Below are 16587 nucleotides of genomic sequence, written 5' to 3'. Positions count from 1 at the left end.
ATGACACAGTTTATTGAACACTCCCCTAGTCCATAATCTACTTCAGCTTCTAAAATACCATTTTCATTCCACCTTTTATATATACCATACATTTGATTGAATTTTTGAAAATATTCATAATTAAGTTGTCCATTATTAAAATAAGATACAACTCTACCATGGGTACTACCATTTACTACTGATATTTCCCCAACAAGAACACCATTAGTATGTTCAACAATAGTCCCAGAAAAAGGTTGTCCATTGTAAAAATAAACATTTCCACCTCCAGCATCTGGATGTTTTAATTCTATATCATCAAATTCTACAATCATATATTTAATATTTAAAAATTATCTATAAAAGTAACCATGTCTTTAATTTAAAAACAATCAGCACAAGTATACATAATTACATTACTATTGTCAATTTTTACTGTTACATTTCTATTGTATGCTAAAACATCATTTTCCACCCGCTCCGCAAATGCTCTCAACTTTGCAAAACATAAATCTTACTAAAAATAATAAAAATTCCACAATATCTTAATAATATCAAGAATACTTTAAAAGCAAAAAACAAAAAAAGCCCCTAAAAAGGAGCTTTTAATTATAATACTATTATCTTAAACTAATTTATTCTCCACCAAATACTCCGCAATTTGCACCGTATTAGTCGCTGCACCTTTGCGTAAATTATCGGCTACAATCCACATATTTAAGGTGTTGGGTTGACTTTCATCACGGCGAATTCTACCGACAAAAACATCGTCTTTTCCTTGAGCATAAATGGGCATTGGATAGGTTTTGGTGTCCAAATTATCTTGAACGGTAACGCCTGAAGTATTGTGTAAAAGTGATCGCACTTCATTTAAATCAAAATCATTTGAAAATTCAACATTTACGGCTTCACTGTGTCCGCCAACAACAGGAATTCGGATAGCAGTTGCGGTCACGGCAATGCTTCTGTCGCCCATAATTTTTTGGGTTTCACGAACCAATTTCATTTCTTCTTTCGTGTAACCGTTGTCTTCAAACACATCACATTGCGGGATGGCATTTCGGTGAATGGGATACGGATAAGCCATTTCGCCTTTCACACCTGCATATTCATTTTCCAATTGTTGCACCGCTTTTACACCCGTTCCGGTAATGGATTGATAGGTGGAAACAATTACTCTTTTTACGTTATATTTTTTATGTAATGGATTTAAAACCATCACCATTTGAATCGTTGAACAGTTTGGATTAGCAATGATTTTATCGTCTTTGGTTAATTCGGAAGCATTGATTTCAGGCACTACTAATTTTTTGGTAGGATCCATTCGCCAAGCGGAAGAATTGTCAATTACAGTTGTTCCGGCTTCAGCAAATTTAGGAGCCCAAGCTAATGAAGTTTCACCACCTGCAGAAAATAAGGCAATATCGGGACGCATTTCTACAGCGGTTTGCAATCCAACCACCTTATATTTGTTTCCTTTGAATTCAATTTCTTTTCCAACCGACTTTTCAGAAGCAACAGGGATTAATTCCGTAATCGGAAAATTTCTTTCTGCTAAAACTTGAAGCATTACTTCGCCTACCATTCCGGTAGCACCAACAACGGCAACTCTCATACTAATTATTTAAAAGGTTAAAACTGATGCAAAAGTATAGAATAAAATGTTTCGAAAAACGACTTTAACAAAAAATAACAAATTGTTACATTTAAAACAAAATATAAAAATACCCCTTGTTTTCAGCAAGGGGTTTAGTTAGAATATATAATGTAGCGGAACGTCTATTTTTTCAACAAATCTCTGATTTCGGTTAATAATTCTTCTTGAGTTGGTCCGGCTGGAGCAGCAGGAGCTTCAACAACTGGTTTTCTCATTTTATTATAAGACTTGATAATTAAAAACATGATAAAACCAACAATTACAAGGTTCACTAAAGTGTTTACCCAAGCTCCCCAACGAATGGCAACTTCTGCAACTTCAGCTATGCCTTCTGAAGCAACTACGGCTTCGGTTAGAATTATTTTTTTGTCTGCAAAATCAACGCCACCGGTGAAGTATCCTACGAAAGGCATCACGATATCATTCACAAATCCGTTTACAACCCCGCCAACGGCACCGGCCATAATTACAGCAACAGCAAATTCAATTACGTTGCCGGTCATGATAAAATTCTTAAACTCTTTTAACATAATTTGTATTTTTTATAAAGGTTAGAGAAACGAAGTTAAATAAAAAATATAATAATTTTAAAAATTATTCCCGATAAAATATTCTTTTTACCCGTTGCGAAATTCCGGTCAGGATTTCATAAGGAATGGTGTTTAGTTTTTCGGCCATAAAATTTACGGAAGGGTTTTCGCCTAAAATGATTACTTGGTTCCCTTCAACACAAGGAATTGAGGTTACATCAACCATTAACATGTCCATGCAAACACTTCCCACAATTGTTGCTTTTTGATTGTTTATGGTTACATAGCCAGTGCCGTTGCCCCAACTCCTTCTTATTCCATCTGCATAACCAATTGGGATGGTGGCTATTTTTGTTTCTTGTGTTGCCATAAATCTACGGCCGTAACCCACACTTTCTCCTTTTTGAATGGTTCTGATTTGAGAAATAATGGATTTTAATGTACCAACAGTTTCTAAATATTTCTGCTCTGAAGTGTCGTTAGAAATGCCATATAAACCAATTCCAAGTCGCACCATATCCATTTGAGCTTGAGGAAAATTAGAAATTCCAGAGGTATTCAATAAATGACAAATTGGTTTATAATCTAATTCTTCTATTAATCTGTTTGATAGTTTTTCAAATCTTTCAATTTGCAAAAGCCCAAACTCTTTATGTTGAAGATCATCACTCGTGGCCATATGAGACAAAATACTTTTGACTTTTACGGTTTTTGTGGATTTTAAGACTGCTATCAACTCTTCCAAATGTTCTTCTTCAAAACCCAAACGATGCATTCCTGTGTCAAACTTTATATGAATAGGAAAATCTTTTAAGAATTTTTGCTTAGCAATTTTTAAAAAAGAATTGAGCCCTCGCAAGCTATAAATTTCCGGCTCCAATTGGTGCTGAATAATGGCATCAAAACTGGTTGTTTCCGGATTTAAAACCATAATTGGCAATTGGATACCATTGTTTTTAAGAGCAATTCCTTCATCGGCAAAAGCAACACCTAGGTAATCTACTTTATGATATTCAAGCAGTTTTGCAATTTCAAAACCGCCATTTCCATATCCGAAGGCTTTTACCATCACCATAATTTTGGTTTCCGGTTTGAGTTTGGCTTTATAAAAATTTAAATTATGCGTTATAGCATTCAAATTAATTTCAAGAACCGTTTCATGCGTTTTTTCTTCCAACAAAGAAACAATTTCTTCAAAGTGAAAATTTCTTGCTCCTTTGATTAAAATAGTTTCATTTTCAAAATTTAAGGTATCAAAATGCGATAAAAAATCAGCTTGTGTTTTGAAAGTGATTCCGTTTAAAAATTTGTTTTTATAATTGGAAATGGTTTCTCCAATACCAATGACTCTTCCAATTTTATTGGCAATCACCATTTGCGAAACACGCGAATACAATTCGTCATTTGCTAAACCACTCTGAAAAATATCAGATAAAATAAGCGTTTTTTTGGAATGCATTTTTTGATTTTCTAAAAAATCAAGTGCGATTTTTAGCGATTGAAAATCAGAACTATAACTATCGTCAATAAGCGTGGTGTTGTTTATTCCTTTTTTTACTTTTAAACGCATTTCAATAGGATAAAGCAACGCTATTCTATTTTGAATGGTATCTACATCATACTTAAAATAAAATAAAACCATCACACAATGAATCACATTTTCAATAGAAGCGTTATCAGAAAATGGTATGTTTAATTTAAAACACGTATTTTGATAGGTAATGTTGAGTGTAGTTTGATTATTGGTAGTTTTATGGTGGATTAAAACATCGGCATTTTTATCGTTTTCACTCCACGAAAAAGTGTTAATTTCCGGGGATAAAAACGCATCAATGGATTTGTTTTTATTATAAATCAAAACAGAAACGTTTTGAAAAAGTTTCAATTTTTCTTTGATTTTTTGACATAAATTCTCAAAACCTTCATCGTGAGCTGAACCAATATTGGTTAAAATTCCGATGGTGGGTTGAACAATAGGTTCCAACTTTTGCATTTCATTCACCGTTGAAATACCCGCTTCAAAAATCCCAAGATTGTGTTGTTCGTTTATTCCAATAACAGAAAGCGGAACACCAACTTGTGAATTGAAGCTTTTTGGACTTTTTATAATATTATAATCTGGACTTAATAAAAAATTGAGCCATTCTTTAACAATAGTTTTTCCGTTACTTCCTGTTATTCCGATTACGGGAATTGAGAATTTCTTTCTGTAAAAAATAGCAAATTGTTGTAACGCGACCAGCGTGTTTTCAACTTTTAAAAAATTGACATTTTCTTTAAGCTCAATTTGCTCGGAAACTACAAAATTAGAAACGCCTTTTTCGATGAGTTCATTAATGAAAGTGTGTCCATTATTATTAGGACCAATCAAACAAAAAAACAAGGTTTGATTGTTATTCTGAAAAGATCGGCTGTCAATGGAAACGTTTGAAATTATAGCATCCGAATGATTTCCGAAAAATTCAGCTTGTAGTTGAGGAATAATATCATTTAAAACAAGACTCACCGGTTACAGTTTTGGTTTGTTTTCAGCTTCACTTTTGTTTTCAGCCTGTTCACGCAACGCATGATAATAAGCGGCTCTGCTCAAAGGTTCGTATTCTTCGGTTTCGCCAAGCATGACTAATTTATTGCTGTCAGTTTTTCTAAAACTGTAGTTGGCTAAATTCCCTGTTCGGGTGCAAACCGCATGAACTTTTGTAACATATTCTGCAGTTGCCATCAAAGCCGGCATTGGTCCGAAAGGATTTCCTTTAAAATCCATGTCTAGACCGGCTACAATTACTCTGATTCCTGAATTGGCCAAATCGTTACAAATAGCAACAATTTCATCATCAAAAAATTGAGCTTCATCAATGCCAACCACATCACAACCTTGGGCTAAAATTCGAATGTTGGCTGCTGCAGGAACCGGAGTTGATCTAATTTCGTTTGCGTCATGTGACACCACCATTTCGTCGTGATAGCGTGTATCTATTGTAGGCTTAAAAATTTCAACCTTTTGTTTTGCAAATTGAGCCCGACGCAATCTTCGAATGAGTTCTTCTGTTTTGCCGGAAAACATAGAACCGCAAATCACCTCTATCCAACCAAATTGTTCTTTGTGATTAACCGTATTTTCAAGAAACATAATTTAAAAAATAATTAGTTGGTATAAAATTTCTTACCTTATTCATCACCGATTGCCTATGTGTATAACTTTGTGAACTTTATTCAAAAAATTATTCCATGACATGTGATATAATTGTAATTTTAAGCCGTGAACAATAGCCAATTAACCTTTGAAAAGTTAGAGCTTATGTTCCAAAAAACAAATGTATTAAAAATCCATTGCTCTATTTACTACAATACTAAAAGTTATGAAGAAAAAGTTAGAAGCCGAATTATTAAGTATTGCACATCGTGTTTTGAAACTTAAAGGAAAAGAAGATGTAATTCAATTACAGCAAGAAGCTCATAAGCTTTATGAAAAATTATCCATACTGCGTTTTTATGAAGAAAACATCAACGTGTTGCAGGAAGAACTTCCTCTTGAAAAGCTTGAAGAAAAGTTAGCTTCTTTTTCATTTACGGAAACTGAAAAAACAGTGACCTCCGTTGTTCCTTCAGTTGAAGAAGAAGTGATTGAAAACAAAATTGAATCAACTGAAACCAACACTTCTGAAGAAGAATTATTGGCCGTTATTGAAGCGGTTAAAGAGGATAAATTGGCAGCTGAGGCTTCTGAAGAAGAAACAGAAACTGAGGTAGAAACTGAGGTAGAAATTGAGACAGCTGAAGAAGAGGAAGAAGTCATAAAAAGTGATTCTATTTTCAGTCCAAGTTTTGAATTAAGCATGGATGAGGAAGAAGAGGAAGAGATTAAATCCGAAATCGCCAAACCTGAGTTCAAGCAAACTTCCTTAGAAGATTTTTTACATGAAAATTACACGGAACCTGAATTTGTAAAAAGAGACAGCATTACAGAAGAGGTTTCAAAGAGTTCAGAAATTGTTTATGAAAAAATAGAAAATGATTCTGTCACAGAAACCAAAATTGAAATCACGCAAAAAGAAGTTTTTGCAAAAAAAACCGAAACCAAATCAACATCTTTGAACGATACGTTACTTAAAGGAATTAACATTGGATTGAACGACAGAATTGCATTTGTCAAACACTTATTTGGCGGAAGTAACGAAGATTTTAACCGTGTGATTTCCCAAATCAACACCTTTGATAGTTTTGAAGAAGCCCAAAATTTTGTTGATGATATGGTAAAGCCCGATTATAACAATTGGGAAGGAAAAGAAGATTACAGCGTTCGTTTTATGAATTTGGTGGAGAAAAAATTTGCGTAAATGGGTAAACTCTTTATTGTTCCCACACCAATCGGCAACTTAGAAGACATGACTTTTAGAGCCATCAAAGTGCTCAAAGAAGTGGATTGCATCTTAGCCGAAGACACTCGAAACAGCGGAAAATTATTGAAACATTTCGAGATTGGAACGCATATGCAAAGTCACCACATGCATAACGAACACAAAACTGTGGAAGGTTTAATCAAACGTTTGCAAGCCGGTGAAACTATTGCGTTGATTTCCGATGCCGGAACTCCTGCTATTTCCGATCCCGGATTTTTGCTTACAAGAGCTTGTGTTGAAAATAATATTGAAGTAGAATGTTTGCCCGGAGCAACCGCTTTTGTTCCCGCTTTAGTGAACAGTGGTTTGCCAAACGATAAATTTGTATTTGAAGGTTTTTTACCCGATAAAAAAGGAAGACAAACTCGTTTTTTAGCATTAGCAGAAGAAGTCAGAACGATGATTTTTTACGTTTCGCCACACAAATTAAACAAAACCTTAGCCGAATTTGTACAGTATTTTGGGGCAGAAAGACAAGTTTCCGTTTCCAGAGAATTATCAAAATTGCACGAAGAAACCGTTCGCGGAACAGCATCCGAGGTTTTAAAACATTTTGAAGCTAAACCCGCTAAAGGAGAAATAGTGGTAGTGGTTGGCGGAAAATCATTAAAATAAAATGTTGCAAAAATGTTTCATTATAGCTTATTTTTAGTTTTAATGAAACAATAAAGTTACATTAGTAAATTAAATAAGCTTTTTATTTCTTTTTGTTGTGTTGATGGAATAAATGCTTTTTCGGCAAATTCATCCCATTTTAAAATCGCTTCTCGGCATTCTTCAATAATTTGAATTGGCTTTTTGATGTTGACGTTTTTCGCTAAAGACAAAACATCATTCAATTCAATGTTTTCCTTTTTTCCATTAATAGTCATTTGATGAGCTTTCAACCAAAAATTAGAAGGATTGAAGGCAAATGTGACATCATAAGCCGGAGAAAGCGACCATTTTCCGTCCGAGTTCATCAAAAAAGAAATGTTTTTAGTATGGTCATCTTGATTTCTCGCCATCACATTAAATAGCATTCTTCGAAATAATTCTTCCATGTCAGGATAAGGCAATTGCATTTGTCGCATTACCATCAAGGCTTGTTCATACGAATACGAGCCCGGCATATTATAATCAAAATGAGCCAAACCACACAAGGTTTGCATGTGTATTTTTTGATTGTTAACGCGATCAAAACGCTTCGTCATAAAATGGGCTCGCTGATTTTCTATTTTCAATTCGCTTTCCATCATAGTAATTCCCGCAGCAGTTGCCATCAAATAATAAGCAAATTCAATGTTGCCATATCCTTTTGGATCGCCCAATTGATGATTGGTCACGCCATCAAATTTTATCAACCAATAATCAAAACCTTCCAAACCATCAATTTGACCGGAGCGAACTTCGCCTGTTTTTTGATTGTAAGCAATAATGGCTTTGGCACGTGCTCCACCAGCAGAACTACCTACTTGAAGAATGTCTGAAAAACCGCTTTCCGATTGCAAATTAGTTTTAAACGAAGCTCTTTCGGCTAGAACTTCTTTCGCAAATTCAACCAATGCTTCAATTGCCAATGTATTTGATGGAATGGGTTGTAAACCGGATTCGGGTTCAAATTCTAAAGCTCCCATGCCGCGTTTGCCAATGTAACAAAGTCGATCAACCGGATTAAAACTTTGAGCAGAACGACCTTGTTGAGCCAACCAAGCATCAATCACTTGATTTCCGAATTTGTCCGGCAAACTATCTGCGAGCAAACCCGGCAGACCTTTGAATGTTTCAAAATTTAAAAAAGGAAATGAAAAAACCCGCCGTCCTTTTTTGGCTTCCGATAATGGAAGCGTAATCGGTGATAAATCCAATCCTGAATTGACGAAACTCTTATCAAATTCAAAAACGCCCAAATTCTTTGATTCGTCCCAAAGAACCGCACCTACTTTTTGATTCCAGATTTTTATAGAAGCAATTGTATTCATATCTATTTGGATGGAGAGGCTTTTTTACGGTATTTTGAACGTTCTTCCATCACTTGAAGCGGACTAATTTCCGGTTCTTCGTTGAGATGATTGAGCAAATCCAATTTTCCTAATGCTCGCATGACTTGAACCATAGTGAGCAAATTAATGGCTTTACCGGATTCCATACGGCTGATGGTAATTCGGCTTAAACCACATCGCTCAGCAAGTTCTTCCTGCGAAATATTTTTATTTAAACGCATTTGTTTCAAACTGGAGCAAAGCGTTTGAACCACAACAGCATCTGTCATGGCATACCAATTTTTATTGTAACTATTTTGATACATTATAATCAATTTTAATCATTAATGAAACAAATATTATACAAATATACAAAATTATTCTGATTTTTTAACCATTTAAAAAATAGTATCTTTGAAAGAAAAAATCAAAATGACACATCAAGTTTCTACAAAGTGGTTAGGAGGATTGGCCTTTGAAGCTACCAATCCGGGAGGAAATTTCAGAATTGATGCCGATATCGAAATCGGCGGAACTGATAACGGACTTCGGCCAAAAGCGTTAATGCTTGATGCTTTGGCCGGTTGCACAGGAATAGATGTGGCTTCTTTATTGCCAAAAATGAAAGTAGCAGTTGATTCATTTCACATCGATGTAGAAGGCGATCTAACCGAGGAACATCCTAAATATTATCATAACATACGCATGGTTTATCATTTTTACGGCAATGACTTAGAGGAAGAAAAATTACAAAAAATTGTCGATTTATCGGTAGAAAAATATTGTGGGGTTATGGAAATGTTTCGTAAATTTGCTCAAGTGGATGTAAAAATTGAATTTCATTCCACACTATAAGCCATTCAAAATTAATACACTATGCGTTGGACTCTCAAACCCAAGCCGGATTCTCAATTGGTTTCCCAGTTAGCTAATCAATTAAATGTCTCTACACTAATTGCCACACTTTTAATTCAAAGAGGCATTACAACTTATGAAGATGCCCGACAGTTTTTTAGACCCAATTTAGAAGATTTACACAATCCGTATCTAATGAAAGACATGGATAAAGCTGTTAATCGAATTGAAAAAGCCATTGCAAATCAAGAAAATATTTTGGTTTTTGGAGATTATGATGTAGATGGAACCACTGCTGTTTCATTAGTTTCTTCTTATTTGAGAAGCTTTTACCCAAACGTTGCCACATACATTCCGGACAGATATGATGAAGGATATGGCATTTCTTTAAAAGGTATCGATTTTGCTGAAGACAATTCCATGTCTTTAATAATCGCTTTAGATTGTGGAATAAAATCAGTTGATAAAATCGCATATGCCAACTCCAAAAAAATTGATTTTATAATTTGTGACCACCATAGGCCCGGAGATGAATTGCCTGAAGCAGTTGCGGTTTTGGATCCCAAAAGAAGTGATTGCAATTATCCCTATGATGAATTATGCGGTTGCGGAGTGGGTTTCAAATTGATTCAAGCTTTAGCTCAAAACAGAAATCAAACCATTGACGATTTATTACCATACTTGGACTTGGTTGCCACAGCAATTGGAGCAGATATTGTACCCATTACCGGCGAAAATCGGATTTTAGCAAAATTTGGATTAGATGTAATCAATTCCAGTCCAAGACCCGGAATTCAAGCTTTAATTCAAAATTTAAAGAAAAAGAAATTAACCATAACCGATGTGGTTTTTATAATTGCACCCAGAATTAATGCCGCCGGAAGAATTAAACATGGTAATTATGCCGTTCAATTACTAACCGAATTTGATTTAGAGCAAGCTTCAACATTTGCCGCAGAAATTGAAACTTTTAATATAGACAGAAAAGATTTAGACAAACAAATTACAAAAGAAGCTTTAGTTCAAATTGAAAAAAATCAAGAGCAAAAAAATTTCACAACTGTTGTTTATCAAGAAGATTGGCACAAAGGCGTGATTGGAATTGTAGCATCTCGATTGACAGAAACCTACTATCGTCCAACTTTAGTATTTACAAAAAGTGGTGATAAATTAGCTGCCTCTGCCCGATCTGTAAAGGATTTTGACATTTACAATGCCTTGGAAGCATGTTCACAACATTTGGAACAATTTGGCGGACATATGTATGCAGCCGGAATGACGTTAAAAGAAGAAAATTATTTAAAATTTAAAGAAACTTTTGAAAAAACAGTCCAAAAAACGATTCATCCGGATCTTTTAATACCTGAGATAACTGTTGATGCAGAAATTTTATTAGAAGAGATAAACCCAAAACTTATTCGGATATTGAATCAATTTGAACCATTTGGTCCTGAAAACATGACACCTGTTTTTTTGTCACATAATGTTATAGACACAGGGTATGGGAAAACCATTGGACAAAACGAAGAACATTTAAAACTTTTTGTAAAACAAAAAAATTCAGAAGGGTTTGGGGTCATTGGTTTTGGGTTAGGCGATAAATTTGAATTAACCAAAAATAAAACCCCTTTTGACTTGGTTTATTGCATTGATGAAAATGAGTTTAACGGAAATGTAACCGTTCAACTTAGGGTTAAAGATCTACGATAGTTTTTCAAATTTTTTTAACTCAAATTTTTCACCATCAAAAACACCATAAGTAAAATAACCAATCCAATCACCAAGGTTAATATAGGTTGAATTTTCTCCTACCTTCAATTGCATAGGCAAATGGCGATGTCCGAAAATAAAATAATTATAATGTTTAAAAGTAAGTTTTCGTTTGGCATATTGCACGAGCCATTCGTTTTCTTCACCTAAAAATTTGACATCTTCATCGCCTGAAATTAATTTGTTTTTTACAGAAAGATATTGAGCTAATCTCACACCAATATCAGGATGTAACCATCGAAACAACCATTTTGAAAACGGATTAGTAAACACTTTTTTCATGCGTTTGTAGCCTTTGTCGCCTGGTCCTTTTCCATCACCATGACCAATTAAAAATGTTTTCCCGTTAAATGTAAATTCTTGATTATCATGAAAAACAGGAATGTTTAATTCTTTCTCAAAATAATCATGCATCCATAAATCGTGGTTACCCACAAAAAAGTAAATCGGAATTCCGCTGTCGCGAAGTTCAGCCAATTTTCCAAGAACACGTACAAATCCTTTGGGCACTACGGTTTTATACTCAAACCAAAAATCAAACAGATCCCCTAATAAAAACAAAGCTGTTGCATCATGCCTAACTTCATCAAGCCAAGCCACAAATTTTTGTTCTCTTGGGAAACTAAGCTCAGGTGTTGGAGCACCAAAATGTTGATCAGAAGCGAAATATATTTTTGTTTGCAAAACCAATAATTTTTAGTCAAATATATTAAAAAAGAAATTTTTAAAACCTTCTTTTGAGCAAAGAATATGAAGATTATTCACTTAAAAATAACATTTTAAAGATATTATGTGAATTTCATCGTTTTTTTATGGTTTTTAACTCTTAAAGATTAGTTAACATAGTAATTTTTTTTACTTTAGTTGGCCAATAATTACAACAACTAAACTTTCATTTTATGAAAAAAATTACGCTTTTATTAGTAGCGATCTTTTGTACGCTAACGGGATATTCTCAATATTTCGAAGGGTTTGAAGGAGCTACTTTTCCGCCAACTGGTTGGTTAGTAACCGATAACGGTGTAGGTACCGTTAACTCCTGGGAACGAACCAGCAACATTACTACTCCTCCAACTGTCTATCAAGGCACCTATTCTGCTTTCATGACTCGTGAAAACATTGGGGTTGGTAATACTTCGCAAGATTGGTTAATCACAAATCAATTAGCTGTTCCCGCAAATGGACAGTTAAAGTTTTTTACGCGATCAACACTTGCAGGAAACCAAGGAACTTTGTATCAAATCAGGGTTTCAACAAGTGCTAATCAAGCTGATTTAGGTGCTTACACCTTAGTACAACAATTTACTGAAAACGAATTGTCGGCTGTATTTAATGTTTATGAAGAAAAAATCATAAGCTTAAATGCATTTCCGGTAGATCAACAGATTTACATTGCCTTTGTAATGGTGTTTACACAACCCACTACTGCTTTAGGCGGTGACCGTTGGTTAGTAGACAATGTATCAGTAGTAGAACAATGTATTGACCCCGTAAACCCAACAGCTTCTAACTTTTCTTTAACCGGAGCAACACTTTCTTGGGGAAATCCGGGTGGTGCAACTCAGTTTGAAGTAGAGGTTGTTCAGGTCCCAAATGCACCAACTGGAGTTGGGATTTTAACAACGAGCAATCCTGTCACTACACAAGCTTTAGGCTTAACACTTCAGCAAGCTACTCAATATGAATATTATGTTAGAGCAATTTGTAATCCTTCAACTAATACCAGTTTATGGGTAGGACCATTTACTTTTTCAACGTCAACTCCAGGTCAAACTTGTGAGGCTCCGGCTATTATTCCTTCAATACCTTATGTTACAACAGACAACACTAGTAATTATGGTGATGAATATGGAGGTTCGGCAGGAACTGGTTGTGGCTCAGGAAATCCTTATTTAAATGGTAACGATGTATTCTATAGTTTCACAGCAACCAGTAACGTACCTGTTACTATAACGATGAATCCTACTAATGCTTGGTCTGGATTATTTGTCTATAACAGTTGTGCAAATGTTGGTGTAAGTTGTATTGCAGGTGTTGCTAACTCAAGCACTAACCCTAGGGTTATTATTTTACCCGTAACTGCTGGTCAAACTTATATCATCGCAATTTCAACATGGGCAACGGGTGCTCCAACACAAAGCACAGGTTATACTTTAACTATTGTTGAAAATACATGTACTAACTTTACTGCAACATATAGTATTTTGCCTGATTGTGCAAATGGGAATCAGTTTTTTGCTGTGGCAAACGTCACCAATATGGGAACTGCCACATCAATTGTTGGTACATCAAGTGAAGGTGGAGCAACACAATCGGTATCTGCTCCGGGAACCATGCAATTTGGACCTTATCCAAATGGAACAAACGTAACATTGAACCTTCAAAACGCAAACGACATAAACTGTTTTTCAAACAGCTCAAATCTTACTCAAGCTTTTTGTCCTGCTACAAATAATTTATGTTCAGGTGCTATTCCAATTGAATGTGGTGGTACACAGTCTCAAACTACCGTTGGTGCGACCACAGCAGGAGCCCCTACATTTACTTGTGGAACCGGACCTGGTTCAGGAGGACTTTGGTATTCTTATGTAGGTACTGGAGATGTAGTAACTATGTCTTTATGTGGTTCAGCATATGACACAAAACTTCAAGTATTTACCGGTGCTTGTGGCACATTTACTTGTGTTGCCGGAAACGACAATTCTTGTGGCAACCAATCTGAAGTACAATTCATTTCAACATTAGGAACTGTATATTATGTATATGTATTTGGTTTTGGAACGGCACAAGGGATCTTCAATTTAACCATAAACTGTGTCCCGCCACCACCAGCTCCTGCAAATGATAATTGTGATACAGCAACAACTGTAACTGTTAATACGGATGCAACATGTGCTATAGTTACTCCGGGAACAATTAATGGTGCTACGCAATCTCCACAAGCTAATACTTGTGTTGGGACAGCTAACGACGATGTATGGTTTCAATTTGTTGCAACGCAATCTGTTCATACTATTGCATTATTAAATGTTGCAGGTTCTGCACCTAACTTGAATCATGCTTTATTTACATCAACAAATCCTACAGACCCATGTTCCAATCTTACCTTAGTATATTGTAGTGACCCTAACGATAGTTATGCTACTGGTTTAGTAGCAGGACAAACCTATTTTATTAGAGTTTACAGTTCAGGAGCATTAATATTACAAAACACTACATTTAACTTATGTGTTAGTGTTCCACCACCGCCACCGGCAAATGATGAATGTTTAACTGCAATTTCAGTTCCAGTTAATCCAAATACAGGCTGTACCTTATCAACTCCTGGTACAGTTACAAGTGCAACGCAATCACCACAAGCAAATGGCTGTCCTGGAGTTGCCAATGATGACGTTTGGTTCTCATTCGTAGCAACATCTGCTTCTCACACTGTTGATTTGACTAACGTTGTAGGCTCTACAACCAACTTAAATCATGGTTTATATACTGGAACATGTGATGCGTTAACTCAAGTGTATTGTAGTGACCCCAACTCAAGTATTGCAAATAACTTAGTAATTGGCCAAACCTATTATGTAAGAGTTTATTCTGCAGGTTCTGTTTTAGGAACTGTGGTAAACTTTAACATTTGTATTGGAACAATCGGACCGCCGGTTTCTGTAAGTACAACTCTGTATACAGTTCCGGAGTTGGTTACTGATGTATTATTGAACTCAACTTGTGCGAACGTTTCAAATATTACGTGGTCGACAGGAACTAACTTTGGGTCGACAAATGGTATTGGTTATTTCCAAGAAAATGGTTCTGGATTCCCTTTCGAAGATGGTATTGTTTTGATTTCCGGTGACGCAACAAAAGTACCTGGTCCAAATACAACTTCTTTAAGTGACGGTAACCAAGCGTGGGTAGGTGATGCTGACCTAGATGCTATTATACTTGCAGCAACAGGTCAACCTATGAACTCCAGAAATGCTACAAAAATCGAATTTGACTTTGTACCCTTATCACCAATATTCAAATTTGATTTCATCTTTGCCTCAGAAGAATATGGTGTGTTCCAATGTAGTTATTCTGATGCTTTTGCTTTCATTTTAACAAATGTAACTACTGGTGTCTCTACGAACTTAGCAGTTGTACCTGGCACAAACACACCAATTTCTGTAGTAACTGTTAGGAATAATTTATACAATACCGGCTGTCCATCAGTAAATCCAGAATTTTTCTCTGCTTTTTATGGTGCTAATGGACAAAACGTTTTAGCTGCCCCTATTGATTTCAATGGAGTTACCGTACCAATGACTGCTATTACAACGGTGATTCCAAATCAACAATATAAAATTAAAATCGTTGTTGCTGACCGTTCAGACAATATCTTAGATTCTGCTGTTTTCTTAAAAGGAGGTAGTTTTGATATTGGAGATTTAGACTTAGGTCTTGATTTCCTTGTTGATGAAGGAAGTGCGGTATGTCCAAATGATTTTGTAATCATTGACACGCAACTACCTGCAGATGAGTTTGAATTTATTTGGTATTTGGATGGCGAAGTAATTCCTAATGAAACAGGACCAACACTTATAGCAACTGTACCGGGTGTTTATTCTGTTGATGCAACTTTAAATAATTCAAGCTGTTCCGTATCAGACTCCATCATTGTAGAATTCTACGAAGGAATTGATCCGGGTGAGCCTCAAGATTTGGCCATCTGTAGTGCGGCTCAATTTGGCGTATTTGATTTGACCGAAAATGAAGATTTATTATTAGCACCTCTAGGTCCTGATTATACTTTTGCCTATTTCTTAACTCAAGAGGATGCAGACAATAACGAAAATGCAATCATTAATCCTGAGGAATACACAAACATTAGTAATCCTCAAACCATTTATGTTAGAATCATGCCTAATGTGGGTGATTGTTATAACACAAGTTCATTTGATTTACTATTACAAGATTTAACGCCTCAATTTACATTGACAGAAGATCAAAGTATTTGTGAAGGTCAAACGGCTACAATTGAAGTAACTCCGTTAAACTTTAATTTATCAGATTCCGTAACATTTACTTGGACACTTAATGGAAATCCTTTCCCTGGAGATACAAGTTCAATTATAGTAAGTGAAGCCGGTACATATGAAGTTGTAGTTAGTTTTATAGGATGTTCTTCTTCTAGTTCAACAACAGTTTCTGTGTTTGCTTATCCAACATTAGATCCAGCAATTAATATAACCGCTTGTGATTCATACGAATTACCCAACCTATTACTTGGTAATTATTTCTCAGAACCGGGAGGCACAGGATTATTATTAAACGCAGGAGATTTGATAACCTCCACACAAACCATTTATGTATATACTACAAATGGTCCGTGTGCTACAGAGGTAAGTTTTGTGGTAACTATTAATAGTATTCAAGCCAGTACTTTACCGGATGTTACCGTT

13 protein-coding genes are annotated in these 16587 nt (G+C 35.4%); 5 read left to right on the top strand and 8 right to left on the bottom strand.

Features of this window, described 5'->3' with window-relative positions; genetic code table 11:
• From B3L86_RS01755 to B3L86_RS01735, 5 genes are all read right to left on the bottom strand, one after another.
• Positions 1-314: toxin-antitoxin system YwqK family antitoxin (locus B3L86_RS01755; protein ID WP_414655116.1), on the bottom strand; the 314-nt coding region annotated here is incomplete at its 3' end.
• Between the two features lie 290 nt (positions 315-604).
• Entirely contained in the window at positions 605-1594 is a 990-nt protein-coding gene (locus B3L86_RS01750; protein WP_291114374.1) for an aspartate-semialdehyde dehydrogenase, read from the bottom strand.
• A 164-nt stretch (positions 1595-1758) separates the two neighbouring features.
• A complete protein-coding gene (mscL, locus tag B3L86_RS01745) occupies positions 1759-2166 on the bottom strand; it encodes a large conductance mechanosensitive channel protein MscL (RefSeq protein WP_291114371.1) in 408 nt (135 codons plus the stop codon).
• Between the two features lie 64 nt (positions 2167-2230).
• Positions 2231-4672: a bifunctional UDP-N-acetylmuramoyl-tripeptide:D-alanyl-D-alanine ligase/alanine racemase gene (locus tag B3L86_RS01740; RefSeq protein ID WP_291114368.1), complete on the bottom strand. Its 2442-nt coding sequence runs from the start codon at positions 4670-4672 to the stop codon at positions 2231-2233.
• Positions 4673-4675: 3 nt separating this feature from the next.
• Positions 4676-5296, bottom strand: coding sequence for a thymidine kinase (locus tag B3L86_RS01735; protein ID WP_188363160.1), 621 nt, complete (start codon positions 5294-5296; stop codon positions 4676-4678).
• Between the two features lie 229 nt (positions 5297-5525).
• On the opposite strand from B3L86_RS01735, the gene B3L86_RS01730 reads away from it, so the two are divergent.
• Both B3L86_RS01730 and rsmI read left to right on the top strand, forming a co-directional pair.
• Positions 5526-6503, top strand: coding sequence for a hypothetical protein (locus B3L86_RS01730; protein WP_291114364.1), 978 nt, complete (start codon positions 5526-5528; stop codon positions 6501-6503).
• Positions 6504-7181 carry a 16S rRNA (cytidine(1402)-2'-O)-methyltransferase gene (gene rsmI, locus B3L86_RS01725; protein WP_291114361.1) on the top strand — a complete coding sequence of 226 codons (678 nt, stop codon included), beginning with the start codon at positions 6504-6506 and terminating at the stop codon, positions 7179-7181.
• Between the two features lie 56 nt (positions 7182-7237).
• On the opposite strand, the gene B3L86_RS01720 is transcribed toward rsmI, so the two are convergent.
• On the bottom strand, positions 7238-8527 hold the full coding sequence (locus tag B3L86_RS01720; protein ID WP_291114358.1) for a type II toxin-antitoxin system HipA family toxin: 1290 nt from the start codon (positions 8525-8527) through the stop codon (positions 7238-7240).
• 2 nt (positions 8528-8529) lie between these two features.
• Entirely contained in the window at positions 8530-8853 is a 324-nt protein-coding gene (locus tag B3L86_RS01715; protein ID WP_291114356.1) for a helix-turn-helix domain-containing protein, read from the bottom strand.
• Positions 8854-8941: 88 nt separating this feature from the next.
• On the opposite strand from B3L86_RS01715, the gene B3L86_RS01710 reads away from it, so the two are divergent.
• On the top strand, positions 8942-9382 hold the full coding sequence (locus tag B3L86_RS01710; RefSeq protein ID WP_414655115.1) for an OsmC family protein: 441 nt from the start codon (positions 8942-8944) through the stop codon (positions 9380-9382).
• A 21-nt stretch (positions 9383-9403) separates the two neighbouring features.
• Complete coding sequence (recJ, locus tag B3L86_RS01705; protein ID WP_291114354.1) at positions 9404-11092, top strand: single-stranded-DNA-specific exonuclease RecJ; 1689 nt, start codon at positions 9404-9406, stop codon at positions 11090-11092.
• Here recJ and B3L86_RS01700 read toward each other — a convergent pair.
• Complete coding sequence (locus B3L86_RS01700; RefSeq protein WP_414655114.1) at positions 11084-11836, bottom strand: UDP-2,3-diacylglucosamine diphosphatase; 753 nt, start codon at positions 11834-11836, stop codon at positions 11084-11086. The genes recJ and B3L86_RS01700 overlap by 9 nt on opposite strands.
• A gap of 215 nt (positions 11837-12051) precedes the next feature.
• On the opposite strand from B3L86_RS01700, the gene B3L86_RS01695 reads away from it, so the two are divergent.
• Positions 12052-16587: choice-of-anchor L domain-containing protein (locus B3L86_RS01695; RefSeq protein ID WP_291114350.1), on the top strand; the 4536-nt coding region annotated here is incomplete at its 3' end.

Origin of the sequence: Flavobacterium sp. UBA6135 (assembly GCF_002428305.1) — a bacterium.
GTDB lineage: Bacteria > Bacteroidota > Bacteroidia > Flavobacteriales > Flavobacteriaceae > Flavobacterium.
Note: the sequence above shows the minus strand (reverse complement) of the source record. Positions and strands in the feature narration are given on the sequence as shown.